At 54.2% G+C, this 26,474-nt stretch carries 13 protein-coding genes, 1 pseudogene and 1 riboswitch; of the genes and pseudogenes, 6 read left to right on the top strand and 8 right to left on the bottom strand.

Annotated elements, in window-relative coordinates:
- Nucleotides 1-63: 63 nt before the first annotated feature.
- Nucleotides 64-498 (bottom strand): acyl-CoA thioesterase, encoded by a 435-nt coding sequence (locus tag RBB62_RS16805; RefSeq protein WP_309400265.1) that lies wholly within the window; start codon nucleotides 496-498, stop codon nucleotides 64-66.
- Nucleotides 499-721: 223 nt separating this feature from the next.
- Nucleotides 722-836, top strand: a riboswitch (TPP riboswitch).
- Between the two features lie 84 nt (nucleotides 837-920).
- Between RBB62_RS16805 and thiC the strand changes: the two genes are divergently transcribed.
- The gene (gene thiC / locus RBB62_RS16800; RefSeq protein ID WP_309400264.1) at nucleotides 921-2,843 is read left to right on the top strand and encodes a phosphomethylpyrimidine synthase ThiC; all 1,923 of its coding nucleotides are present in this window, start codon (nucleotides 921-923) and stop codon (nucleotides 2,841-2,843) included.
- 506 nt (nucleotides 2,844-3,349) lie between these two features.
- On the opposite strand, the gene RBB62_RS16795 is transcribed toward thiC, so the two are convergent.
- The 4 genes from RBB62_RS16795 to RBB62_RS16780 all read right to left on the bottom strand — a co-directional run bounded on the left by RBB62_RS16795 (nucleotide 3,350) and on the right by RBB62_RS16780 (nucleotide 9,669).
- Nucleotides 3,350-6,118 carry a phosphoenolpyruvate carboxylase gene (locus RBB62_RS16795; RefSeq protein WP_309400263.1) on the bottom strand — a complete coding sequence of 923 codons (2,769 nt, stop codon included), beginning with the start codon at nucleotides 6,116-6,118 and terminating at the stop codon, nucleotides 3,350-3,352.
- Between the two features lie 138 nt (nucleotides 6,119-6,256).
- Nucleotides 6,257-8,008 (bottom strand): ATP-binding protein, encoded by a 1,752-nt coding sequence (locus tag RBB62_RS16790; protein ID WP_309400262.1) that lies wholly within the window; start codon nucleotides 8,006-8,008, stop codon nucleotides 6,257-6,259.
- A 141-nt stretch (nucleotides 8,009-8,149) separates the two neighbouring features.
- Entirely contained in the window at nucleotides 8,150-9,220 is a 1,071-nt protein-coding gene (arsB, locus tag RBB62_RS16785; protein ID WP_309400261.1) for an ACR3 family arsenite efflux transporter, read from the bottom strand.
- Nucleotides 9,217-9,669, bottom strand: coding sequence for an arsenate reductase ArsC (locus RBB62_RS16780; protein ID WP_309400260.1), 453 nt, complete (start codon nucleotides 9,667-9,669; stop codon nucleotides 9,217-9,219). The genes arsB and RBB62_RS16780 overlap by 4 nt, the downstream gene beginning before the upstream one ends.
- Nucleotides 9,670-9,925: 256 nt before the next feature.
- On the opposite strand from RBB62_RS16780, the gene RBB62_RS16775 reads away from it, so the two are divergent.
- From RBB62_RS16775 to RBB62_RS20330, 5 genes and pseudogenes are all read left to right on the top strand, one after another.
- Nucleotides 9,926-13,258 (top strand): ATP-binding protein, encoded by a 3,333-nt coding sequence (locus tag RBB62_RS16775; protein ID WP_309400258.1) that lies wholly within the window; start codon nucleotides 9,926-9,928, stop codon nucleotides 13,256-13,258.
- On the top strand, nucleotides 13,245-14,366 hold the full coding sequence (locus RBB62_RS16770; protein WP_309400255.1) for a hybrid sensor histidine kinase/response regulator: 1,122 nt from the start codon (nucleotides 13,245-13,247) through the stop codon (nucleotides 14,364-14,366). The genes RBB62_RS16775 and RBB62_RS16770 overlap by 14 nt, the downstream gene beginning before the upstream one ends.
- A gap of 432 nt (nucleotides 14,367-14,798) precedes the next feature.
- Nucleotides 14,799-17,099, top strand: a complete 2,301-nt coding sequence (locus RBB62_RS16765) for a sodium:solute symporter family transporter (RefSeq protein ID WP_309400254.1) — start codon at nucleotides 14,799-14,801, stop codon at nucleotides 17,097-17,099.
- Between the two features lie 311 nt (nucleotides 17,100-17,410).
- Nucleotides 17,411-17,982: pseudogene (locus RBB62_RS16760) on the top strand (transposase family protein); the annotation flags it as partial.
- A gap of 16 nt (nucleotides 17,983-17,998) precedes the next feature.
- Nucleotides 17,999-18,355: a transposase gene (locus tag RBB62_RS20330; protein ID WP_425499901.1), complete on the top strand. Its 357-nt coding sequence runs from the start codon at nucleotides 17,999-18,001 to the stop codon at nucleotides 18,353-18,355.
- 17 nt (nucleotides 18,356-18,372) lie between these two features.
- Here RBB62_RS20330 and RBB62_RS16755 read toward each other — a convergent pair whose 3' ends face one another.
- The 3 genes from RBB62_RS16755 to RBB62_RS16745 all read right to left on the bottom strand — a co-directional run bounded on the left by RBB62_RS16755 (nucleotide 18,373) and on the right by RBB62_RS16745 (nucleotide 26,464).
- A complete protein-coding gene (locus RBB62_RS16755; protein ID WP_309400253.1) occupies nucleotides 18,373-23,874 on the bottom strand; it encodes a DNA repair ATPase in 5,502 nt (1,833 codons plus the stop codon).
- Nucleotides 23,875-23,960: 86 nt separating this feature from the next.
- Entirely contained in the window at nucleotides 23,961-24,335 is a 375-nt protein-coding gene (locus tag RBB62_RS16750) for a GxxExxY protein (protein ID WP_309400251.1), read from the bottom strand.
- A gap of 80 nt (nucleotides 24,336-24,415) precedes the next feature.
- Nucleotides 24,416-26,464, bottom strand: a complete 2,049-nt coding sequence (locus RBB62_RS16745; RefSeq protein ID WP_309400250.1) for a flotillin family protein — start codon at nucleotides 26,462-26,464, stop codon at nucleotides 24,416-24,418.
- Between the last annotated feature and the right edge of the window lie 10 nt (nucleotides 26,465-26,474).

Genomic DNA, 26,474 nt, shown 5'->3' with positions numbered 1-26,474 from the left:
GCAATTAATCCAACTAATCTGCCGCTTGCATCAGTTCCGTAGCGTTCTATGGCGTCCGCTTGGCTACTTGGCCAGTCTCTCCAGCGCTTCGGTGAGAGCTGGAGAGATTTCCGCGGATTCGATCGCGCCGGTTTCGGCGTTGCGCCGCGCAAAAACGGTGGTCATCGAGGCGGTGGCAACATGGAGTGGCTCATGACCGCCCAGACGAAATATGCGAAAAGCATATTCGACGGCGCGGATTTTGACCTGTTTGACGGTCAATTCCACCTCGATTTCGTCCCGGAAATGAACGGGCGCGTGAAACTCCGCGCTTACCCTGACTCGGGGCCATCCGGACGTGGTTCCATTACTGCTCTCAATCAGGGGCGCTCCGAGGGACTCAAATAGCTCAGCTTCAGCAGCTTCCATCCAGCGAAAAAAATTCGTAAAGTGCGCAATGCCAGCCATATCTGTTTCACTGAATTCAACTTTCTTCTTATAGCTAATGGGGCTGCTCATACTCATAGTGTGAAACAATCTTTTTGCTGCACAATCGAAATAATGCCTTAAATTCCCTAAGAGTGGCCGATAAACACACTATGCAAAACAGTGAAAAGAGCAGTGAACGATTGACGCCATACATCATCCAAGGGGTCGTATTAGCGATCATTGTGGTGATTTTGCTGGCGTTGATGCCGAGCTGATTTTTCCATTGCGTAAAGCCGTTAGTTGATTTTCGCTTCTTCCTCAACTGGGGAGCCCGGCGCGACGGGCTGAGATGGCGTAGCGAGCGCTCGCCGAACCCTTGGAACCTGATGCGGGTAATGCCGCCGAAGGGAAACTATGGAACTCACTCTGCGACAATCGACCCATTGCGAATCGGCGACGTGCCGGGGCGTAGCGTTGTCGTCCAACGAAACTTGCAACCGGCTTTAACAACAATGAGCGAAAATAACGACGCCGCCAAATCCACTCTGTTCCCGAACTCTCAGCGCGTCTACGTGACGGGCTCTCGTGAAGACATCCGCGTGCCGATGCGCGAGATTACCCTCAGCGACACCCGTCGCCCCGATGGCTCCACCGAGCCCAACGCGCCGGTTCGCATTTATGATACCTCCGGCCCGTGGGGTGACCCGGATTTCCACGGCGACGTGACCAAGGGCTTGCCAAGCATCCGCTCCAAGTGGATTGCCGAGCGCGGCGACGTTGAGGAAATTGAAGGTCGCGAATTCCGCCCGATTGACGACGGTTATCTGTCCGAAAAACACCGCGAGCGCGCCGAAAAGGAAGGCGCTCGTAATCGCATTGAATACTTTGCCCGAGGCAGCCGTAAGGTGCTCCGCGCCAAGCCGGGCGCGAAGTCCGTCAGCCAGCTGCATTACGCGCGCCAGGGCATCATCACGCCCGAGATGGAATACATCGCCATCCGCGAAAATATGAAGCGCCAGCAGCTACGCGAGGAAATGATGTCGTCCGCCGAATGCGCGGGCCTGCCGTCCACCGATCTCCGCAAGCAGCACCCGGGCGAAGGCTTCGGTTGCTCGATTCCGGAAGAGATCACCGCTGAATTTGTTCGCGACGAAGTGGCCCGCGGCCGTGCAATTATCCCGGCCAACATCAACCACCCGGAGCTGGAGCCGATGATCATTGGCCGCAACTTCCTGGTGAAGATCAACACCAACATCGGCAACAGTGCCGTGGCTTCCTCGATCGAAGAAGAAGTCGAAAAAATGCGTTGGTCGGTCAAGTGGGGCGGTGACACGCTGATGGACCTTTCCACCGGCAAAAACATTCACCAGACCCGCGAGTGGATCCTGCGCAATTGCCCGGTTCCGGTTGGCACGGTGCCGATTTATCAGGCGCTGGAAAAGGTCAACGGCAAGGCCGAGGACCTGACTTGGGAAATTTACAAGGACACTCTGATCGAACAAGCCGAGCAGGGCGTTGACTACTTTACGATCCACGCTGGCGTGCTCCTGCGCTATGTGCCGCTGACCGCCCGCCGCATGACGGGTATCGTGTCGCGCGGTGGCTCGATCATGGCCAAGTGGTGCCTCTCGCATCACAAGGAGAACTTCCTCTACACGCACTGGGACGAGATTTGCGAAATCTGCGCCGCCTACGACGTATCGTTCTCCATTGGCGACGGCTTGCGCCCAGGCTCCATTGCCGACGCCAACGACGCCGCACAATTCGGCGAGCTGAAGACCCAGGGCGAGCTCACCGAGCGTGCTTGGGAATACGGTGTGCAGGTCATGAACGAAGGCCCTGGCCACGTGCCGATGCACATGATCAAGGAGAACATGGAGAAGCAGCTCGAGTGGTGCCACGAAGCGCCGTTCTACACGCTCGGGCCGCTAACGACCGACGTCGCCCCCGGCTACGACCACATTACCTCCGGCATTGGCGCGGCGATGATTGGCTGGTACGGCTGCGCGATGCTTTGCTACGTGACACCGAAGGAGCACCTCGGCCTGCCGGACAAGGACGACGTCCGCGAAGGCGTGATCACCTACAAGATCGCCGCCCACGCTGCCGACCTTGCCAAGGGACACCCAGCGGCCCAATTCCGCGACAACGCGCTCTCCAAGGCCCGCTTCGAGTTCCGTTGGGAAGACCAGTTCAACCTGTCACTCGACCCGGAAAAGGCCAAGAGCTTCCACGACGCAACCTTGCCGCAGGACTCCGCCAAGACGGCGCACTTCTGCTCCATGTGTGGCCCGAACTTCTGCTCGATGAAGATCACGCAGGATGTCCGCGACTACGCCGACAAGCAGGGTCTCTCCGAGCAGGAAGCCCTTGAACAGGGTATGCAGGAAAAGGCCAAGCAATTCTCCGAAAGCGGCGCCGAAATCTACCAGTAGGCGCCAGCCTCCGGGCAACGTCCCGTTGCATCGATAGATTTTGCTGCGCAAAATGGCTGTGAGGCAGGCTTCGGTTGGATTATCTTGCCAACCGAAGATGCTCAGCTAGCTGATGCGATGGCGCTAACTGAAGCAAGCAGGGCGAAATGGATTTTACTATTAGGTTCTTTGGGGAAAAGCCTACTCGTTTGTTTTACAGTTTCCTATACGGTTGTTTTGAAAAGGCCTACTTGGTTGTTAGGGCAAAGCCTATACGGTTGTCGAGGTATCAACCGCACGGTTATTGAGTTAACACACGCACGGTTGTTGAGTTTACACACGAGCGGTTGTTGCTGAGTTTCCTCATTAGGTGTTTTTCAAAACGATGCTGGCGCCTTTTTGACTCACCTTGGCGTGGCTATGGCTGGAGCGGTGTAGATTATTGGGTATTGGTTCGCATAGGGGAGTGCTTCTGCGATAAACCGAACTCACAGCTGAATTGAGATAAATTTGAATGTCGATTGAGCTTAGCCTGTATTTCTCATGCCGCTGGAAATCGCGTTGATGGTAAGAAGGAGTTCGGTTTGTGTTTTCTCGATTTCTGGGGCCTTCTCGGCGCGTTGCTTGCGCCATGTCTTGAGGAGGGCTACTTGCTTGTCGTGCAGCGAACGCATCAGTGAGGCGCGAAGAAGGTTTGAGTAATAATGGCTACGGCGACGTTGCTCAATTGGCTTGGAAAGTATGTTTTCCATGTGCTGACGCGCGAGTTTCAGTTCGTCGAGTAGGACCTTGCGAAAGCGTTCGCGTATCTCTTCGTCTTCGACTAGGTCGATGTAGAGCTGAAAAACCGTTTCGTCGGTGGCGGCGAGACTGGTGTCGATATTGGTAAATACGTAGCGGATGAATGGGTCGGTCTTCAGTGCTTCTTTGAGCTCGGCGTAGCTTTCCGGGTTTTCCTTTTCCAAGTCGTTGAGCGCGCTGCCAACACCGAACCAACTGGTCATATTCGCACGGTTTTGGCCCCAGGAGAATACCCATGGTATTGCGCGAAGATCGTCCAAGGTATTCATGCCGGTACGTTTGGCGGGGCGTGAGCCGATCTTGCTGACTTCGATTGCGTCGATCGGTGTGGCGCCGCGGAAGAACTGTATAAAGTTCTCCATTTGCATCATTGCCTCGTAGTGATCCTGCGAAGACTTGGCCAAGCGCTCCAGCGTGTCGGCTAGTGGGTGAAAGCTGCGTGGGGCTTTGCGGTCCTTAAGTAGCTTATTGAGCGTGTTCGCAGCGAGCAGCTCTAGGTTATAAGCGGCGTTAACGGGGTTCGCGTATTTCTGCGCAATTGTCTCGCCCTGTTCGGTCAGGCGGACATCACCATTGGGCGCGGTGTGAGGGAGGGCCTTGATGAAGTAATGCGTTGGCCCGGCGCCACGGCTGATCGAGCCGCCTTTGCCGTGGAAGAAGCGAATTTTAACGCCCTTGGATTCCCCAACTTCGGTCAACTTGTATTGCGCTTTATAGAGGTTCCACTGGCTGGCGACGATACCGCCATCTTTATTGCTATCGCTGTAGCCGACCATAACTTGCTGCGTTGGCTGCTTCCACTGGTATTTCTCCTGGAGCATGGCCAGCGTGCGCTGAGTCATGGGGTGGTCGAGAAAGTCGCCGAGAATTTGCGTGCCGTTTTCGAGGTCTTCAATGGTTTCGAGCAGGGGCACAACGGGAATCTGGCACATCATACCGTCTTCGCTCATGATCGTGAGCCCAGCTTCACGCGCGAGTAGATAGACTGCGAGTAAGTCAGACACCGATCGTGTCATGCTGACGATGAACGAGCCAATACAGTTCGTGCCATATTGCTTGGTGTGCTTGGCGATAACGCGGTAGCAATCCATTACCGCGGCTGCCTGTGGCCCCAGCTTGGCGGAGTCGTGTGTAAAGGGACGCGCGGATTGGAGCTCGCGCTCAAGGAACTCTAGGCGCTTCTCTTCCGACCAACTGCCAAAGGCGGTGTCTTCGGCGAGTGAGGCTTCGAGTAGTTGCTCAATTGCATTGTCGTGGAAGGCGCTGTTTTGGCGGATGTCGAGACACGCCAGGTGGAAACCAAAAGCGTCGACCACGCGCATCACGGTGATGACGTCGTCGTAGGCAATTGACTTGGCGCCGTAGGCGATCAGCGATTCCTGAAGCAGACGGAGGTCTTCCTTGAGTTGGAGTGAGTGGATGTAGGCACCGTCGAGCTCCATCAGTTTGGTCGCGTGGCCACGTGCGGTTTCCACTGGAAGCTTGTAAATCATCAGGCTGATGAACTGGCGGAAAATTTCACCATGATTGCGGTCAAATGTTTCCTGCCCGCGTGTGCCGGTTTCCTCCAGCATTTCTTTGACACGAGCTTGTAGAGCTTCAGGTGCCTCCTCCAAGCCAAGGCTAAAGCTGGTTCGCTGAACCAGGCGTATGAGCTTGCGGCGAATGACGACGAAAGCGTTCAGGCGTAATTGGAGCAAAGTTTTCCGGGTTACTTCGGAGGTAACGAGTGGGTGTCCGTCGCGGTCACCGCCGACCCAATTTCCAAAGGTAAGGCGTGGGAAGCTGTAGTTCGAGCAGACTTGATCAATACTGATACCATTGTGCTGTGCAGCTTGCAGAAGGCGGCGGTCAATGATCGGGAGCACTTCTGGAAAGACGTTGGTCAAGTAGTGCAGGATGTTGCGCAGTTCGTCCTGAATGTCGGGTTTTTCCAGGTAAATTTCGCCGGTTTTCCACAGGCGATATAGGGTGAGCTCGATGTTGTGGTCGACGTTTTCTATCTCGTTCTTGGTGTACATCGAGTTCTCGCGCTGCACCAGCAGCACGTAGAGCTCGCGGTGGTGCTCCAGCACGGTGGCGCGCTTGGCTTCAGTTGGGTGGGCGGTGAGAACGGGTTCAATGACCACTTCGCGCAGTGCGTCGAGGATTTCTTCGGTCGAGAGCCCAGCGTCGACTAACTCCTTGATATTGATGCCCCAAAGGCCGTTTACGGAGTCCAGGGAGATTTCCTCCTTGGTGCGACGAGCCTGAACGGCACCGTTGATTTCCACCATGTTGACGAGCTGGAAAATCAGCGAATAGAGCTGAACGTGCTTGGGCGTGATTTCATCTACGGTCAACTCTTTGCCGCCGATCCAGGGAATCGCGTTGGCAATCTCGCCTTCACCGTTTTTCGACAGCACTGATTGAAGCGACATGAGGAGGAACTCAAGGTCGCGGTATGGCTTGCCCAGGATTCGTTTGGTTGTGGAAAATGCTTCTCGTAGATTCATAGTAGCAAAAATAATGCTCGGGAGGTCTGGTATAGCAGGATTCAGGCGCGAGCAACTAAGAATCGAATTTTTCCACGGAATCAGTCGTCTACTGGCGGCATCAATGGAGACTGATCCTTGGGGGAAGTCCTCACTGAGCTAAACGTAGCGCGGAAAATCTGCGTAAAATAGGCTGCCTTTGCGGTCGAGTCGGTTTTCCGCCCAAGTATTTCCTCCAAGATCTTCGATCATCATTTTGACTATGGACAGCCCAAGCCCGGTGGAAGACTCACCTCCAGTAGGGCGAGCACTACCCCGTGAGAAGCGACCAAAAAGCTTCTTCAAGTCGTCTTCACTTAAGCCGGGGCCACTGTCTTGCACCGTTACTCGAAGCATGTTGTCCTGATCTACAAAATCTAACGAGACCTGCACTTCGCCACCGAGGTCGGTGTATTTGATCGCGTTGTTCACGAGGTTGTCCAGGATCTCACGAATACGCCGGGCGTCGCCGTGCGTAATCGGATTCCGAACAGAGTTTTTGTATTTGAGTGTAATCTTTTTCTTGGTCGCGTCGTGACGGTTAAAGTTAACGACACTCTCAAGAATGGTATGCAGGGAAATGTATTCGGATTCTGATTGGCCGGTGCCGCTCTCGAGCGCTTCCACATCGAGCAGTTCTTTCACTAGTTCAAGCATATGATCGGCGGCATTGCGAATCGTCTCCAGTGTTTTTACTGACCCATGACGCATGTTTTCGGCGGTGGGTATGTTGTCCAAGTCTTCAATCAATAATTCGGACAGGCCACGGATGCTGCCGAGCGGGTTTTTTAAATCGTGCGCGGCAATGCCCAAAAATTCCGACTTGCGGGCATTGGCTGCCTCAGCGCGGGCCTTGGCGAACTCGGCTTGTGCCTTGGCGCGCTCAGCCTGGGCTTTGGCGAGGATGATTTGCTCTTCAATCTTTCGGCGTTTACGGATCTGGACCTTGAGCGAAAAAATCCAAGCTGAGGCTAGGCCGATGACCAGCAGCATTGCAGCGCCTATTTTACCCAACACCATGTATTCTACTTTGTGGTTGAGTACGGCCACCCACTCTTGTTCGAGCGCATTGCGCTTCTCCGGTGCTATGTTGTTGAACACCTTATCGATGATGCCGATGAGCACCGGATCGGTGGACGCCATGCATAGCCCGACATGGCTAAAAGGCGTTGGCGCGGCTATCTGGAGGTTGTCAAATTTTTCGGAACGAATTAGATAGCTGATGATTGCGAGATTGCCAATATAGGCAAAGGCATCGCCATGCGCGACTGCGTAGAGTGCTTCGCGTCGCGTTGGATAAATGGCTAGCCGGACGTTGGGGTAATCATTACGGAGGATGTCTTCTTCGAAAAAACCCTGAACGACAGCGACTTTTTTGCCAGTGAGGTTACTCATGGAACCCACGAAATGGGCATCATCGCGGGTAGCGATAACGGTAGGGAAGACTGCGTATGGTTGGCTGAAGTGTAGTTTTTCCTGACGTTGAGGTGTGGGAATGGCACCAGACATTAAGTCTAGCTTTCCCTTGTAGGCTTCTTGCATGAGGTCTTGCCAATGGTCGGAGTCTTTGACCTGAAAGCGCAGACCGGTTTCTTCTGTAATCAAGTCGAGATAGGCGATGGAGAGACCAACGACACGTCCGCCCGAATTTTTGTATTCGAAAGGTGGAAATTGATTATCTGCGCCGACTGTGACTAGGGGATGGTCCTTAATCCAATTGAGTTCTTCTTTGCTGAATACAATGGGGGCAGTGGGTGAAGCTACTTCAGTTAGCGCATCAACGCTGTCCTCTTGCCCGAACGCACGCAGAAACGTGAGCGTTAGGATGAACAGTAGACACAGTAGGTGCTTATTGGAGATAAAGTTACGCAATTCGATGTATCAATCGGTATAAAAAGACATTCGTTTAGCTGTTTATTGTTTTTAGATACAGGGAGTCCTTACTTTATTCCCTATTGCGTGTATACTTTAACTAGCGCTAATGTCGAGTCTGCACCTTGGCAGACAGTGGGGTCATTGTGCGAAAAGCTTACGGCGAAACCAGAAGGCTACGTTGACCAGGGCAATCATGACGGGTACCTCCACGAGCGGTCCGATAACGGCTGCGAACGCTGCACCTGATCCAATTCCGAATACGGCGACGGCAACCGCTATAGCCAGCTCGAAATTGTTACTTGCCGCCGTGAAGCTTAAGGTGACGCTTTGGCGGTAGTCTGCGCCCACCCATTTGCCCATGACAAAACTCACGACAAACATCATGGCGAAATAGATGGTTAATGGGATCGCTATGAGCAAGACATCCAAAGGCAACTCGATGATCTTGTCTCCCTTATAGCTAAACATTAGCACGATGGTGAAAAGCAGGGCGATGAGTGTGATCGGGCTGATGCGCGGAATGAATTGCTTTTCATACCAATCGCGGCCCTTGGCTTTGACGCCGATGATGCGCGTGAGCATCCCCCCGAAAAAGGGTATGCCCAGGTAGATAAACACGCTCTGTGCGACTTCGCCCATCGAGATGGACACCAAGCTGCCTTCCAGCCCGAAGACACCCGGTAACCAGGTAATGAACACCCAGGCATAGAGGCTGAAAAAGACGATTTGAAAAACGCTGTTGAAAGCAACTAGGCCGGCGGCGTATTCGTTGTCTCCTTCGGCTAATTCATTCCAGACGATCACCATCGCGATGCAGCGAGCCAGTCCAATGAGAATGACGCCTGTCATGTATTCCGGGTGGCCGCGCAGGAAGATAATGGCTAGCGCAAACATTAGCGTCGGGCCGATGATCCAGTTTTGCACCAGAGAAAGCGCCAGCACCTTCAGATTGCGGAAGACGCGGGGCATTTCCTCGTAGCGCACCTTGGCCAGTGGCGGGTACATCATGAGGATCAGGCCGATGGCAATGGGCACATTGGTCGTGCCAACCTGGAAGTGATTGAGAAACTCGTCGGCACCGCTCCACAGCGCCCCGATGCCAACCCCAATCGCCATTGCAAGGAAGATCCAGAGCGTGAGAAAGCGATCGAGAAAGCCTAATTCCTTTTTGCAGGGAGAGCAGGCTGGGGGAGCAGAGGTTCGGCTCATGGGAGACTAAGCGTCGTGGTCAGCGCTTGACGGTAACCAGATGCATAGGCTTCGAAGGCCATGCGGATTTCGTCGCGAATGCGGCGAAAGGCGTCCATTTCGGTTTCTCCTTCACGAATGGCCTTTGGGGGGTCTTCAAAGCCCCAGTGGTAGCGGTGGACCTTGCCAGGAAAGAGGGGGCAGCTTTCGTCGGCGTGGTCGCACACGGTGATAACGGTGTCGATGCCGGCGTCCATAAATTGATCCAGATGCTTCGAGGTATGGCTGGATATATCTATATCGAGCTCTTTCAATACGGCAATGGCGCTCGGGTGAACATAACCAGCTGGTTTGGAGCCGGCGCTGAAAATTTCGAAGAGGTCGCCAGCCGTGTTGCGTAGAATGCCTTCCGCCATGTGGCTGCGGCAGGAGTTGCCCGTGCAGAGTATGAGTACTTTGGGTTTAGTCATGGTATTCTTGCAAACTACTTTATGTCGTTGGAGTAGGGGGGCGATTGATCCATGTGATATTTTCGTTTCGAGTCTCGCATATTCTTATTGTGGTATATGCTGTCAACTGAATTGGATGTTAAATAGGCAATGAATGCCTGATACTGGGATTATGGATGTAGTGTTCTAAGGAATATGGCCTAATGGGGTGAAATCCTTCGCTGTATTTGAGGGAAACCATTCGCAACAGGTGCTCTTATCAGTTTATATATGACACATGCTAGCCAAGCGAAATGTTATCAATAGGCGCGTTCCGTGTCCTGTTTCGATTTGCATCGCGCTGCTGGTTGCTCTCACTGCGATTCTGGTCATTGGAGGGTGGGTATTCGAAAGCGCCAAGATCGTTCAAATACTTCCGAAGCTTGCTCCGATGCAGGCCACAACGGCTTTTGGCTTCTTATTATTTGCAGGTGGTTTATTTGCGCTTTCGGCGCCGGGCTGGATCTATAAATGGCGTTTGGATTTTTGGTTCGGTTTGGCCTTGTTTGTTTGGGGAGCAGCCAATTTATCGCAGCATGCTTTTGGGATCAACCTCGGGGTGGACCACCTTTTTGGAGAACCTTTCCTAGTGGATAATTCTCCGGCCCCCGGTCGGATGTCCATGCTGACGAGCATGTGCTTCTTTTTTGGGGGCGTGGCCATGCTGTTGTCTCAATTAGCGGTGCGAAGCGTGAAGATAGAGGTTTTGATTGTGCTCATTGCATGTTTGGTGGCTGGAATTTCGGGCTCGGCTTTGTTTTGCTACATTATTGAGATCCCGCGAATTGTCTGGCTGGGTGCACGCTTTTCGGAGATGGCGTTGCACACTTCTTCAGCCTTTTTTTTGCTTTCGATGGGACTCATTATGCAGCGCTTTCGCTGCGGACGGGCGCTTTATCAAGAGGCTTTTCGCTGGATGTGGGCACCGACATTTTTTGGAACAACTTTTGCAGTTGGTTCCGTTTTCCTTGGGTTTCATGCTCAGTATGAACAGACTCGTCTGGATCACGCGCAGCACCGTGCTGAGTTTCTCGCGGACTTGATTGATGCGCATTACAAGCAGTTTTGCCTGGCGTTGATTCGCATGGCAGATCGTGTTGAATATGGGCCTGCATCCAATCAGCCGGAATGGCTTCAGGATGCTCATAACTACACAACTGATTTTCGCTCGATCAAGTTTCTTCATGTTCGAGACACAGGCCGTGATATCAGTTGGCAATATCCTCTAGAGCCAGATTTGCCGTATGCTGAGTGGCTTAGCGAAAGCATAATTAATCTGAATGCTGGGGACGGAAACTATGTGGCCAAGGCTCCACCCGGAGCGCCTAATGATTTCTTATTTTTTCGTGTGCACTCCAGTAGCGCAGTTGAATCGCCTAACGATTCGGCTGTGCTTTACGGGATTGCGAACTATGTAGAATTTATCCACGACGCGATTCATGTTCTTGGGGGGAATTCTGCGCAGGAGTTCCTATACAATGTAAGGCTGATTACCACCAATAATAAGCAACCGCCACCTGCCCGAGCAGAAACTGCTTATTCGCAGGTCACCCCCGAGCTTTACTATGAGATCTATGTGGATCCCTCCTGGGTGGAAGTTGATCGGCTCATTGCGAATTTATTTTTAATTGGAGGCATAATTGTCGCAGTCGTGCTTTCGTTCTTGGTTTACCTCATCTACCTGAACCGACGGCGCTATCAGGAACTCGATGAAGCGCAGGCAATGATTCTTCGGCAAAAGAGCAGACTGGAGTCATACGTGCACAATGCACCGGCGTCGGTTGCGATGTTTGATCGACGGATGCGCTACGTAGCGGTTAGTAATCAGTGGAAACTCGACTATGGGCTGGCCTTGGACGCTAAGCTGGTCGGTCGCTCTCACTATGAAGTTTTCCCTGATATGAGTGAGGAGTGGAAAGCGATTCATCGTGAATGTATGCAAGGAAAGGTGAGGGCCAGTGACCGTGATTGCTGGCGCCCACCGGGTTGGGATCATGATCAATACCTACGCTGGGAAATACGCCCATGGAGTGATGTGGATGACTCTATTGGCGGAATTATAATGTTTACCGCAGACATTACCCAAATTGTTCAGCGAGAACGTGAACTGGAGCGCTTACGCAACGAAGCGGAGACGGCTAACCGCGCAAAGACCAATTTTCTCGCGAATATGAGCCACGAGATTCGTACGCCGATGAATGCGATACTGGGCTTTGCCGAGTTGTTGTCCAAGGAGCTTGTTGATGTCCGGCAGTCACAGTTTATTCGATCGATCCGATCGAGTGGCAAAACGTTGTTGGGGCTGATCAATGATCTGCTGGACTTGGCTAAGATCGAAGCTGGTAAAATAGAATTATCGCCGAAGCCTGTCTCCTTTTCACGAATGTTTCGTGAACTACAGGATGTATTTCAATTACAGGCCGACATGAAGGGCGTGACTCTCGAACATCGTTTTCAAAATGGTTTGCCGAGCTATTTGCTACTCGATGATTTTCGCCTACAGCAGGTTCTGCTGAATCTCCTTTCCAATGCGATTAAATTCACAGACGAAGGAAGTGTTCGTCTGGTCCTGGAATACGCCGAGCATGATGGGAACTATGATTTAACATTCACGGTAAGTGATACCGGTCGGGGCATTCCAGAGTCTTTCCGCGAGCGTGCTTTCAACAAGTTTGAACAGGCGGAAGAGGCAGCAAAAGGAGGAACTGGCTTGGGCTTGGCTATCAGTGCAAAGCTAGTTGCTTTGATGGGAGGAAAGATCGACTACTCAAGTGAACTGGGCAAAGGAACGTCCTTCTTTTTCACCATTCCCAATGTGCAGACAGCAGAGCCTGTTCTGGACCGGACGATAGAAGATCATGAGGACAGTTTGTCGATGGTATTTCCAGAGGCCAAGGTGCTCATCGTTGAGGATACTCAGGCGAACATGGACCTGATGTTGGCAACCTTCGCCAGTGTGCCTAAGCTAACGATCATTGAGGCTGAATGTGGCGAGAAAGGTTTGGAAATGGCCGTTAAGCACCGGCCAGACCTGATTCTATTGGACATCTCTATGCCAGATTTGGATGGGCGAGACGTTTGTCAGCGATTGCGTCGGCAAGCAGCCTTTGCGGATACGCCAATCTTGGCGATTACCGCCAGCTTGCAGCAGAGTGAACTCGACTTGGAGAAACGTGGTTTTAATGAATGCCTGATAAAACCAATTCCACCGCATGTTTTACTCAAGGCATGCCATCATTGGCTTAATGGCTCTATGGTCTCGCAGACCTCGAAACCGAATCCTGACCTTCCCGAGCCTATGGGAGGAGGGGAGGTTGTATTGCCCGTGGAATTGCAGGGAAATCTACTCCGTGAATTAAAACGCCACGACGGTGGGTTTTCCATCGATGCATTGAAGGCATATGCCGGGCAATTGAATGAGGCAGCTCAAGAATATCAGTCCGCCTATTTGTCCGAGCTCAGTCATCAACTGATGATGAGCGCTGAGACATTTGATGTTGCGACGGTTCGTCAAACTTTAGGCCAACTCAAAACTTTTCTGTTAAGTATGCATTCCAATGAAACTGTTTGAAAATGACAACGCCACCGTAAAACCGGTGGTTTTGGCGGTCGATGATCAGCCGGAAAATTTGCGACTAATTGGCAATACGTTGGCGAACTCGTCGTTTTCGCTGGCGTTTGCTTTGAGTGCGGAAGATGCGTTATCCTGGTTGAAAGATAACGAGCCGGACATTATTCTAATGGACGTATCGATGCCAGGGATGAACGGTTTGGATTGTTGCCGTTTTTTAAAGACACAAGAAAAATACGCAGACTTGCCGATTATTTTCCTGACCGCGCATGTGGAGGAAGATGATGTGGAAGATGGCTTCAATGCAGGTGCAGTCGACTATATTGGCAAACCGTTTCGCCCATCTGAGCTGATCGCTCGAGTTCGCACACATTTAAAACTGCGGGATGCGCAGCGTCGCCTGGAGAAGCAGCTGCAGCTCAAGAGTGAGTTGATCGGTATTATTGCGCACGACGTGCGAGGACCAATCGCTTCGATCCGTGGTTTTTCCGAGATTATCAGTGATGAGTTGCATGCTGCGGAGAGCTACAACGCAATTGAGGATTTAGATGAGATGATCCAAGCGATTTCTTATAGCGCCGAGAAGACTTTGAATACATTGAACGAGTTGTTGAACTTGAAGTTTACCAGCTCAGGCAACCTTGAGGCTACGGTTACAGATGTTTCGCTGTTGGATGTCATCGAAGATGTCCGTTTGAGAAATATTGGGCAGGCCGAGCGTAAGACTATAACCCTCCATTTCCAAGGCGAGCTTGATCAAATCATCGCCGCTGATCCGTTTTTGCTGAGTGAGGTTTTGGATAACTTGATCAGCAATGGCCTGAAGTATTCGCCGCCGGGGAAATCGGTGTATGTTGAAGGCGCTAAGGATACTGAAGGACGACCATGCATCGTCGTCTATGATGAAGGACCAGGATTTCAGGAAGAAGATTACGACAAGCTGTTCCAAGGCTATCAGCGCCTGTCGGCTCGCCCAACGGGAGGCGAGTCCTCGTTTGGACTGGGGTTGTCGATTGTGAAAAAGCTGATGATCGCCCAAGGAGGAGATGTCTCTCTGGTGAGTAAGCCCGGGGAAAGCGCTCGCTTTTTAATTACGTTACACAATTAAGCACCTCTACTTGATTGGTCGTGCAACAAGTGGCGTGATCATCAGCTTGCGTTCTGAGAGTTTGAATTTAGAGGTGGACCGCTGTTCCTGATTTCCTATATCGCTTTGCCCGCTGTGATATAGTAAATGCCCGGTAGTTGCGTTGAAGAAAGGTTTCTTTCTTTCTTTCTTTCTTTTTCGCTTCCGCTTGACGATATTGTCAGGTGATATACCAACAAATCTGACCCTATGGGTCGGCATTATCAATTTTCCTGAACCCCCCGCATGCGAATATTAATAAATCCATCTAATAGCGAACAGCTTGTTCCTGAGTGTCTTGGGCTGCTGTATAGCACACTCAAGAAATCATCCTCTGTGAAGACTACGGTCTTCTCTTTTCCACGGACCAGTGTGGCAGACGGACCCAATCAGAACGCTCAACAGCTGTAGACAATGCATTGGATTGATTGGATCATTACGCTGGCACCGGTGTGCTTCGTGCTTTATTTGGCTGTTTACAGCCGTAAATACGTACGAGGTGTCGTCGACTTTCTTGCTGCTGGCCGTGTTGCTGGCCGCTACGTTATTTCTGCGGGCGACTTAACCGCCGGCCTGAGCGTCATTACCTTGGTTGCCTTGGTTGAGTCCAAATACCAGGTCGGCTACGCCCTATCGTTCTGGGAGTATTTAACGATTCCGGTAGGCATTATCATGGGCCTGACCGGTTACTGCGTTTATCGCTTTCGCGAAACGCGCTCGCTCTCGATTGGCCAATTCCTGGAAATGCGCTACAATCGCCCGCTTCGTATCGTTGCGGCGACCCTGCGCACGATCTCGGAGATGATTACCAACGCGATTGGGCCGGCTGTCGCGACGAATTTTTTCATCTACTTCCTCGGCCTGCCTCACAGCATTAACTTCTTTGGCATAGCCATGCCTACCTTTGCGCTGATCGTAGGGATGTCGCTGTGCCTGTGCATGGTCGTCATCTGGCCAGGCGGTCGCATTTCTCTCCTTATTTCTGACGCCTTTCAGGGCCTGATGAGCTACCCAATTTTTGTCGTCATTGCGGGCTACATCTTCCTCAACTTCGGATGGCATGATACGATTGCTCCCGTGATGTTAGACCGCGCTCCGGGCGAAAGCTTCATCAACCCATTCGACATTTCGGAGCTCCGTGACTTTAACATCTTCGCGATCTTCGTGACGATTATGGGGAGCATCCTCAACCGCGCGAGTTGGATTGGCAATGACACGACCAGTAGCGGCCGCACGCCTCACGAACAAAAGATGGCCGGTATCCTCGGCACTTGGCGCGCGCTTTATGCGGGCCTCATGCTGCTGCTGATCGCCGTGATGATTATTGCGCTGATGACGCACACGCGTTTCTCCGAGGAGTCGCGCGCAATCCGCCACGACCTGACACACAAGGTGGCTGCCGAAATCATCCCCGACGAAGCCATGCGCGCCAACTTGAATACGGCGCTCGACAGCATCCCCGCGAGCACGCACGAAATCGGTGTCGATACGCCACTCTCCCAGGAAGTCAACCTCGACACACCTTACATGGATGCTGCCCATAAGGCCTTGGGGGACTCGCCCGAGGGCAACCTGCAGTTCCAGAAATTCCGCACGCTTTACCAGCAGATGATGTTGCCGGTGGCGCTGAGAAATGTGCTGCCAGTCGGTCTGATGGGCTTGTTCTGTCTGCTCATGATCATGCTGCTGTTGTCGACGGATGACTCCCGCGTTTTCAATGCCTCGTCAACAATTGTTCAGGACATCATCATTCCCTTCTGCAAAAATCCACTCACGCCGAAGCAGCATGTTTTGCTATTGAGGCTATCTTCAGTCGGGGTCTGCGTCTTCTTCTTTTTCGTTTCCATCTTCTTCGTCCAGCTCGATTACATTATCATGTTCACGACGATCATGACCGGGCTCTGGCTCGGTGGCGCTGGCCCGATCATGGTGTTTGGTCTCTATAGTCGTTTCGGCAATACCGTTGGCGCTTTTGGCTCGCTGATATTTGGTTCTGGTCTGTCTGGCTTGGGTCTCCTGCTTCAGCGCAACTGGGCGCAGACCGTGTATCCGTGGCTGGAAAACAAAGGCTGGGACGTCTCGGTGGGCAACTTCCTGGAAGCTGCATCCAGCCCGTTTAACCCGTATATCGTCTGGGAAATGAATCCGGTGAAGTTCCCGATCAATTCCTACGAACTCTACTTCATGTCCATGTGCGCGGGCATCGTTGCCTACGTGCTGGGCTCTCTCTTGACGCAGCGCAAGCCCTTCAACCTGGACCGTTTGCTCCACCGCGGTATTTATGACGTGGCCCATGAAAACAAGGAGCCTTTCAAGTGGTCCGTGCACAATGCCATCAAAAAGCTGATCGGCATAACACCGGAATACACCACGGGCGACAAAGTCATTGCCTGGTCCGTATTCGGTTATGCCATCGTTTACAAATTTGGCCTCTGCTTTGTTGGCGTGCTGATTTGGAATTTGATTTCACCTTGGCCACCAGAGTGGTGGGTGAATTACTTCTTCTTCACCAGCTTGATTGTGACTGCGATCCTTGGCGTGATCTCGACGGTCTGGTTCCTGACCGGCGGCATCATCGACTTGCGTGCGCTCTTTAGGGACTTGGCCGCGCGTGAAGACAATCCGCTCGATAACGGTATGGTCGAAGGTCACGTGTCTCTTGTCGACCGCGAAGCCTTCAAGGCTAAAGGCGACGACGTGGACGACGACGATTAAGCCCTGTCGCTTCATTTCAAAAATAATCCGCCAGGCTCTGAGCCCGGCGGATTTTTTATGGACGATGTGTTGAGCGCGCGTGCCTATCGCCTGTCGGATTTGATCGCACTGTCCGAACGAGTTTGATTTGTTGTTGTGTTGGATTTCGTGCCAGTAGATCGAGAAGCGGCCTCTTTTGTTACCAGTTGATATGCGTAAGTGGGTTGGTTGCTGAGGACGACCCTATGCATTTCATCTTGGAGGCGGTTGATCGGGTGGACTTGAGCGCTTTCAAGGTAAAGCGCACGCGAGTGGGCAAGTCGCAGAATTGGGACAAGAACCGCCGTGTGCCCAATCGGAAAAACCGCGTAGACAAGCGCATTGAACAACGAATCTGCGAGATGGCCATCGACAACCCGGCCCTTGAGCAGGTGCGCGTGTCCAACGAGCTGCGTAAAGAAGGTCTGCCTATCTCGCCTGGTGGCGTTCGCTCGGTGTCATAAGCTGCAAACCTTCAAGCTGCGCCTTCAGGCTCTGGAGAAACACGTGGCCGAAACCGGTGTCGTGCTGACCGAAGCTCAGGTCACAGTCATGGAGCGCAAAAGTGATGAAGACATCGTCAGCGGCGAGATCGAGACTGCGTACCCGGGGGCTATCTCGGCCGCCAAGACACCTTCTATGTCGGCACGCTAAAGGGTCTGGGGCGTGTCTACCAGCAGACCTTTCATCGAGGCCTACTCCAAAGTTTGCCTGAGCCAAGCTCTACGCCACCAAAACGCCGATCACCGCCGCCGACTTGCTCAACGAGCGCGTCATGCCTCTCTACGAGGACAGCGGCATGGGCTTGCTGCGCATCCTCACCGACCGTGGCACCGAAAATTGCGGCAAAGCCGTCGCCGAAGACATCCGCACCGTCTTCAATGCCGACGCCCGCGCCATCGCCGAAGAACGACTCCAGGCGCTCGCCGACAAATATGACAAAACCGCCCCCGAGCTCAGCCGCTGGATGCAGGAGGCCATCCCCGAGGGGGCTCACCGTCTTCTCCATGCCCACCCACATGCGCAAGCGGCTGCGCACATACAACATGTGCGAGATCCTCAATACGCAGATCAAACGACGAACCAAAGTCGCCGGACTTTTTCCAAATACAGACTCGATCCTCAGACTCGTCACTGCCATCATTATGGAAATTTCCGAGGAATGGGAAACAGGAATTGTCGATGCAACAGATCTGAATAATCAGAATTCACGTTGTATCACCTGCGGCTTTGAATGAAATTGAATTCAAGCGCTCTATTTTGCTTTGTCGTTTGTGTTATCAATACCCGTGTGGCGGAAGAGTAGGTGGAAGGCTTCGAGGATTTGATCGAGGGTGTTGTCGGTCTTTTCATCGAGTGACAACTTCGGCAGCACGACGCTTTGGCGGTTAGCGAGCTTCTCGCCGAGCTGCTCGATGGCGGCGGCGAGCTCGGTATTGCCGGTGGCTTGAGGCTTCGAGGCAGGCTTGGGCTTGGCAGCCTTTTCCAGGCTGGCGGCAAGCTGCTGCAAGAGTGCAGTCGCTTCTTCCGATAGCCCCAATGTCGGCGTTGGTGGCTTGGGTAAAATAGACGCCAACTGAACGATGGTTTCCTCGTCGAGCTGGACGGGCTGCTGCGGTTTTGGCTTGGGCAGCATCGCGCCGAGCTGAGCTAGGGTTGCTTCGTCTAACGCGAGGGGCTGTGGCTTCGGTAGCAGGGCTCCGAGCTGGGCCAAGGTGGCTTCGTCGATTTGTAGCGGCTTGGGCTCAGGGGGAGCGGGGAGAAGGGCGTGCAGTTTGTCGAGCGTGGCGTCGTCGAAGGAAATGGGCTGGCGCATCGCGGTGAGGCGTTCGCCGAGGAGGGCGAGGCCTTCACTGAGGGCCATGTTGTTGTCGGCGAGTTGAGAGACAACTTTGTTGACCGGGTCTTGGTCGCCGCCGCCCATGATCTTGTTTTTCGTGAAGCGCTTCTTGATTTCATTCCAGCGCTCTTCTTCGGGCGGCGTGATCTTGCCTTCAAGCTGACGGAACTTGAGCAAGTTGGCCTCGGCGCCATCGGTTAGGGTTTGCGACTCGTTTTCGTAGTGGTCGTCGATCAACGATTCCACTTCGTCATCGCTCATGATCGGCAGCAGCTTCTCCGAGATGCGGTTCATGTTGCGGTAAGAGCCCTGGAGCTTGAACGGAGGCTCGGTGCGGAATTCATCAGCCTGCGCGGCGCTGCGGATGTATTCCAAATTGACGCGCAAGATGGTGTCGCGGACGCGCATCATCTTCTTCATGACGCCGACCATTTCTTCGACCTCTTCGCCCGAGTAACTGCCCTCGAAATCAACGCCCTCGCGGATGCCGGTCTTGGCAATCTTGATGACCGAGTAAACATCCTTGCGGCTGCGGTTGGAAAGCGGACGCAGAGCGGCGTTGGAGGTGAGCGAGTTTTCCAGATAGGAATCTTCAAACGCGCCACGATGCCCGCCAATGATGTCGCCGAGGTTGTAGGTGTCGGCGCGGTTCGCGAGCATGTCCGGAATCTGGAACTTGCCGCCGGTCTCGGTGTAGGGATTGCCCGCCATGACGACCGCCACCTTGCGGCCCTTTAGGTCGTAGGTGCGCGCCTTGCCCTTCCACACGCCTTCGATTTTGCGCTGGGCATCGCAGAGGGAAATGAACTTCTGCAGCAGCTCGGGATTACAGTGCTGGATGTCGTCGAGGTAGATCATCACGTTGTCGCCCATCTCGAAGGCGAGGTTCAGCTTTTCGACTTCCTCGGCTGCGGCCTTGTTGGGCGCTTCTTCGGGGTCGATGCTGGTGACGTGGTGACCGATCGCCGGGCCGTTGATCTTCACAAAGGTGATGCCCAGACGGTTGGCGATGTATTCCATGAGCGTCGTCTTACCATAACCCGGCGGCGAGATGAGCAGCAGCATGCCCATGCGGTCGGTGCGCGCGTCTTCGCCGGCGGTGCCGATCTGCTTGGCGAGGTTGTCGCCGATCATCGGCAGGTAAACCTTGTCGAGTAGTTGGTTGCGCACAAAGGCCGACATCACGCGCGGCTTTAGCTCGTCGAGGCGCAAGTCTTCGCGGAACTCATCAACCAGCTCTTGCTTGCGCGCCTGGAACTGGCGATACATCGGGACAACTTCGCGCTCGTGGTCGCGCAGCTTCTCCAGGAACTTGTTGTAGTGCAGGTGAAGGGACTTCGCCTCGATGACGTCGTGATCGCCGCGCAGGCCAGCGACATCGGTTTCGATCGGCACTTCCACGACGTAGCGCTTCTCGATGGGGCCGCGCAGCAAGTGCGCCGCCGCTTCTTCGATGTAGTCAAACTGACTCTCGGGTAGGTTGCGCGAGATCGCATAACCGCGTAGCCAGTCGCGCAGCACTTGAAACTCGCCCACGGCGTTGGCGCGCATGCCTGCGCGGGCTTTCTCGAACTTATCGGTGAAACGCTTGGCCACGAGCTCATGTGAGAAGCCTTCGGCGAGCGTCGCAGCCTCGTTGGAAACGGTGAAGGTCTCGGCGTCGACGAGTTCGCGGAAGAGATATTCCGCTGCCTGGTCCGCAAACTTTGCATCGCAAAGTTCGGTCTCCTGGCAGAAGTTGGCGATGCGCTTGGTCAGCTCGCGAATGTAGCCGTCTTGCGTGCGGTATTGCGGGAAGAGGCGGAGCATGTCGCCAAAGGCGTCGACCTTTGCTTCGAGCAAATCGTTGTCCGGCGTGCGCCCCAGAAAATGCTGCCAGTAAACTAGGCCACACGCGCGGGCTTGGGGCGAGTAGCGAAGGAGACCCGCGGCGCTGTGAATCGTGAGCAAGGCGTCGAGCAGCTTTTGCGCATCCTCATCGTGCACGCCCTTCATGTAGCCTTCTTCATAGCGAGGCGCCATGAACTTCTGCACGAACTCGAGGCGAGCTTTGTCATCCAAAGCTTGGTAGTCGGCGATGGAGATGCTCAACTCGGACTTGCCGTCGGGCTTGACCGTGTCGAAGTGGCGGAGGAGTTGGTATGCCAGGTATTCGCCACGGTAAACGGTGCGGCTTTCGCTGACGGACTGCATGTCCCAGACCGGCTTGGTGGCGTTGAGCTGCTCGTCCTTGATCGGGTCGAAGAACTGCGTGCCCGACAAGTGGAAGTAGATGCCGCCTTCGCGCTGCACGGTGGTCAGCGCCAGCTCTTGCGTGTTGACGCTGAAGTGGTGGCGGCCGAACTTGATGATGTCATCGCCGTCGGCAAAGAGTTCCTGCTTGTCCTTGAGCTGGCGAATGGCGTCGCTCTGGACGGTTTTGAGCTGACCGAGGATGTCGTCGCCCTTCAGGTTTTCGCCGATCTCACCGAGTTCGTCGGCAATGTCGCGGACTTTTTCGACCATGAGGTCGCTCGCGAAATAGCCGTTGATGTCCGTGATTTCCTTGAAGCCTTTGGCGCGGTTTTCGATGCCGGTCAGGATGCGCTTGGCGCTGGCGAGCAGACGTGTGGTCTGCCGGTTGCGCGCCTCCTGCAGCGCCATCTTCTTCGTCTCAAAAGCATTGTAGAGCTCGTCGCGCTTGGTGGACAGTTGTTCGAGGTATTCGTCGAAGTCCGCGTATTTGCCTTCGAGTTCCTCAAGCTGGACCATGAGCTTGGTCAGGTAATCGTCGCATTGCTTGGGCGTCTCGCAAAGGTCAAGGTAGTTGGCGACGGCTTGGTTGAGCAGCTTGAGCTGGGCATTGAACTGCGCTGCGCCTTCGACGAGCATCAGCTCTTTGCGGCGCGCCTTCAAGTCGTTGCGGACCTGGTTGAGCCGCGAGTAAATGTTGGAGATCGAGTCGATGATGCGGGTAGTCTGCGTCGCATCGTCGATCTTCAGGTTGCCCACGATTTCGATGAGCAGCTCCAGCTCTGCGCCCGCCTCGTCGAGCTTCTCGTTGATGGCGTTGGCCTCGGTGACTTTCTCGATGGCTTCAATCGCCGCCGCTTGTTCTTCCACCGCGTTGCGGTAGGGGTCGAGCGCTTCGTCGAGCAGCAGGAATTCAACAGCCTGGCGGGCGACTTGGTCGGAGAGGGCTTTGACTTGCTCTTCGAGCTTTTCGGAAAGCGGGACGTCGGCGTAGCGCAGATCGCGCAGGCCGATGATCTCGCCGCGGACAGTGCGCAGATCAGCGAGGCTGCGGACGAAGCCCATGATGTCGTCCGGACGCGTGGAGCTGACCTCCGTTGTCAGCTTACGCACGCGGATGCTGACGGCTTCGGTTTGCTCGTTGGTGGACTTGCGGATGCGCTGAACCTTGTCGAACTCATCGATCGCGCTTTGAGCGGTCTTATTGATGGTCTGGAGCGTTTCCTGAATGTTCGCGGCCTCGGCGTTGTTGAGCCAGAAATACGTGTCGAGGATGTCGCTGCTGAGCTTGACCAAGTCGACGTAAAGCCCGCTGTAGCTTTCCTCTTTTTGCAGGAGGTTATAGACCTCGTAGCACTCGCTCATGCAGCGGACGACTTCCTTGTTGCCGACCTTGAAGAGGTAGCTGTCGTTGTTGCCCGTGGGCGGGAGGTCGTCGCTCGTGTATGGCGTTTGCCAGATCTGCAGCGAGTGATGCTTTTGCGCTTCTCCGTCGCCGCGGAAGTAGATCAGTTCACCGTCATCGAAGAGCGAGAAGCCATTGCAAACAATTGGCGTGGCGACGCTTTGCTCGATGAGGTTGTAGCTCATCAAAACGTATTCGCCACTCACGCGCTCGTAGAACGAGTAGAGGTAGTCTTCGCCGTTGGGCGACTTCACCAGGCGTTCGAACCACATGTTGCTGAGCTCGCTGTCGAATAGCTTGCACTCGCCGCTGTGGAGGTAGTAGCCGTTGGCGAATATTACCCCCTGGTCCTCGGGGAGGGCGACGCAGCTTGTGCCGATGGCGTCGGTGCGGCGGACCTCTTTGACCTTGTGGTTGTAGATGAAGTAGCGCGTCTTTTTCTCCTGATAGGGGAGGATGCGCAGAAGAATGAGGTCGCCGACGACAGCGTAGAAAATGTCGGCGTCGTCCAGGGTTTGGTCGACATGGTCGACCGGCTCATCGTAGATGCCTGAGCCGTCGGAAGTGTTGTCCTCGATCTTAATGGTCAAGTCGCCGCCAACGGTTTCCACGAAGATTTTATCCTCGATGGAAATGTGCGGGTGTTGGCCGCTGCGCTGCATGTCGCGATGCGCGCGAATCCATTGAAACGAGTGCTGCTCCGGAAAGGTGTATTCGGTGTCGAAGCGGTTGCCGACATACTCCATGCCCGTATCAGTGATGATCCACTTGAAGACCTTGATGTCGCGCACGTCCTCGCTGATGCGAAAAGCCATGAAGAGCTCTGCACCGCGCTTGAGGAACTTTACGAAAGTCGTGGCCTTGTAATACTTGTAGAGATAGGCGAAGTCGTCCTGGAAATCACGGTTATTGATCAGGTCCAGCGACTCGGCATGGAAGGTCTTGTCACTGCTTTGAAAGCGGTAAACCGAGAACACATCGCCGACTTCCATCTGAGATTTGAGGCCGAGCTTCACGTTGTAGCCGAATAGAAAACGTCCGCCCGGCAGCGACACCATTCCACGCGGCGTGCAATTGTGCTCGGTGGTGATGCGGTCCGTGCCGATGAGCTTGTTTTCGATAGCGCCGAAAACATCCTGCCGGTTCTTGTTGAGCGTTTGCAGGCGCTCGAGCAAGGCGGCGGACTGGGTGTCCAGCCGCTGACGGATGACTTCGTAGGCGCCGCCTTCGAGCTTAGGAGTCGCGGCTTTGTTTTCGGTTTCTGTGGCGGTGTCGGCCATTGGAAGGGAGAGTGGATGCTGGGGATACGTGGGTTTGGTATCGCGGAGTGACGCGGAGGAGGTCGCTGAGAGCGCAGAGTAATTTGTTACGTGTGATTGAGCACGACACGACGTAAGCCATCTTTGAATAGCTTTTCGTTGAAATTCATCAGGTAACCTACTGTGCAGCCGGAGTGTTTTAGATAGGTCAATAGCTGCGCGAGATGGAGGTCGGTGAGTTTATCTACTGCCTTCAGCTCGAGGATGATTTGACCTTCGACGAATATATCCAGCCGATAACCTTCATCGATCTCTAATCCCTTGTAGATGATCGGTTGCTTCTGTTGGCGAATGCACTGAATGCCTCGCAAGTGTAGCTCATGAGCCAGGCACTTCTCATACGAGCTTTCCAACAATCCAGGGCCTAAAACCCGATGGACCTCTATTGCAGCTCCAATGATTTTTTCGGTTAATGTATTCATTGTTCTTTGCGCTCTCAGCGACCTCCTCGGCGTTCTCCGCGATACTAAATACGTTTAGCTGGTAGGCCAGCTGACCCGCATTAATTGCGAATCAACTGGTCCAAGAACTCGCCGGCTTTCTTGCCGCTGAGGCCGTATTTTTCGGCGAGGGAGAGGAGGTCGTTTGCTTCCTTTTTGTCCTGGCCTTCGGCTTGTTCGCCGATGCGAGTCAGAAGGGCGGCGATGGACAGATTCTTCACGTCCTCGGTGCTGATGTTGAACTGCGAAGTCCACTCCTTGAGCTTGGCCTTGAAGTATTCCGGGTCGCCGTTGAAGAAGGTCTGCTTGACGTCGGTCAGGGCTTCGGAGTTGTTGAGCAGGCGGTCGACCGATTTGCCGCGCGTGACGGCGCCCACGACGCGGTCGTAGAAGTCCGTGCTGCCGCCGACGATGTCGACGCGGGTGTTCTTGAGCGCTTCGCCCAAGACCTTGGCCTGATGCTCGGCGATCTTCTCGTTGACCTCGATTTCGGCGAGCTCGACTTCCTTGTCCTTTTGCAGGCGCAACTTGAACTCTTCGTGCTCCTTGCCGGCTTCGTTGAAGACCTTCATGGCGTCGGCCTTCTTGTGGATGCCTTCGGCTTCGGCCAGGTACTTCTTCTCGTCGGCGCTGGCGGAAGCGGCTCCCTTTTCGCTGATGCCCTTGGCCTCGGCGAGGTATTTCTTTTCGGCAACGGTGGCCTCGGCTTCGCCTTGTTTTTGGAACGCGGCGGCCTTGGCTTCGAGGACAGCTGCTTCGCCCAAACCAACGGCGGAGGACTCGGCGGTGACACCTTCGGCGAGGGTCTTCTTGGCGGCAGAGTCGCGGCCAGCAGCGGTCTCGCGCGCTTCGGCGGAGATGACGGTTTCTTCAGCGTGGAGTTCGACAGCCTTCTTGGAAGACTCGGCCTTGCGGACCTCGTGGTAATAAAGTTCGTCAGCCTTGAGCTGCTCGGCTTCCTTGTTGGCCTGAGCGGTCTTGACCTTCTCAACGAGCTGTTCTTCGGCCCGTTGTTCGGCGGCGGTGATGGCGACCTTTTTCGCGCGGTCGGCGCCGGCAAAGGCTTCGGTGTCTTTGATCTTTTCCTGTTCTACGACCACGGTCTTTTCGACCATCACGCGTTCTTTGATGACCTCCTGGATCTCGCGCTTTTCCTTTTCAACGGCCTTGTCCTTCTCGATGTCGGCAAGCTGCGTAACCTTGTTACGCTCGACGACTTCGAGTTGGCGGTCGCGCTCGACTCGTTCGGTTTCAACGGCGTCCGTGCGCTGTTTGTTCTTCTGGGCAACGATGATCTGGCGCTCTTTGTTCTCCTCGGCGATGGCAAGCTCTTCGTCGGTGGCGATGCGGGCTTGATCAGCGCGGAGACGTTGCTCTTCGTGGACGCGGGCGGCCTCGGCCTCTTCGCGGGAAGTGATGACGGCTATTTCGCGCTTTTGCTTTTGCTCGGCCTCAGCTTGTTGCTTTTCGAGCTCAAGGACGGCTTCGCGGGCTTCGACGTTCTGCTTGGTGATCGTCTTGATGCGATCCTGGTCGATCTGGTTGGCGAGGATCTTTTCGCGCGAGGTGCGGTCGGTGATCTTCTTAATACCCTCAGCGTCGAGGATGTTGTCCGGGTTGAGCTCGGTCAGGGACGTTTGCTCAAGGAAGTCGATGGCGACGTCGTCTAGCACATAGCCATTTAAGTCGACGCCGATGACCTTGATGATTTCGTCGCGGAACTTTTCGCGCTCGATGTAGAGCTCCTCGAAGTCGAATTGTTTACCAACGGTCTTGAGTGCTTCGGAGAATTTTGCGTCGAAGAGGACCTTGATCTGCTCGGGGTCGCTGGCGCGGCCGCAACCGATGGCCGTGGCGACCTTTTTAACGTCGTCCACGGTGTCGTTGACGCGGACGAAGAAGTCGACGGTGATATCCGCGCGGATGTTGTCGCGGCAGATCAGGCCTTCCTTGGCGCGGCGGTCGACGCGGACGCGCTTGATGGAGATATCCATCTCTTCGAGCATGTGGGCGAAGAATACTTGCCAAATGCCTGAGAAGGAGACGCGGATGCCTCCGAAACCGGTCCGGACGAGGGCCTGACCTTGCGGGGTTTTGCGGTATATCATCATGATAACTTGG

This window comes from Cerasicoccus maritimus, from assembly GCA_031296935.1.
Taxonomy (GTDB): domain Bacteria; phylum Verrucomicrobiota; class Verrucomicrobiia; order Opitutales; family Cerasicoccaceae; genus Cerasicoccus; species Cerasicoccus maritimus.
The sequence above is the reverse complement of the archived record's forward strand: the minus strand, read 5'-3'. Positions and strand labels throughout refer to the sequence as shown.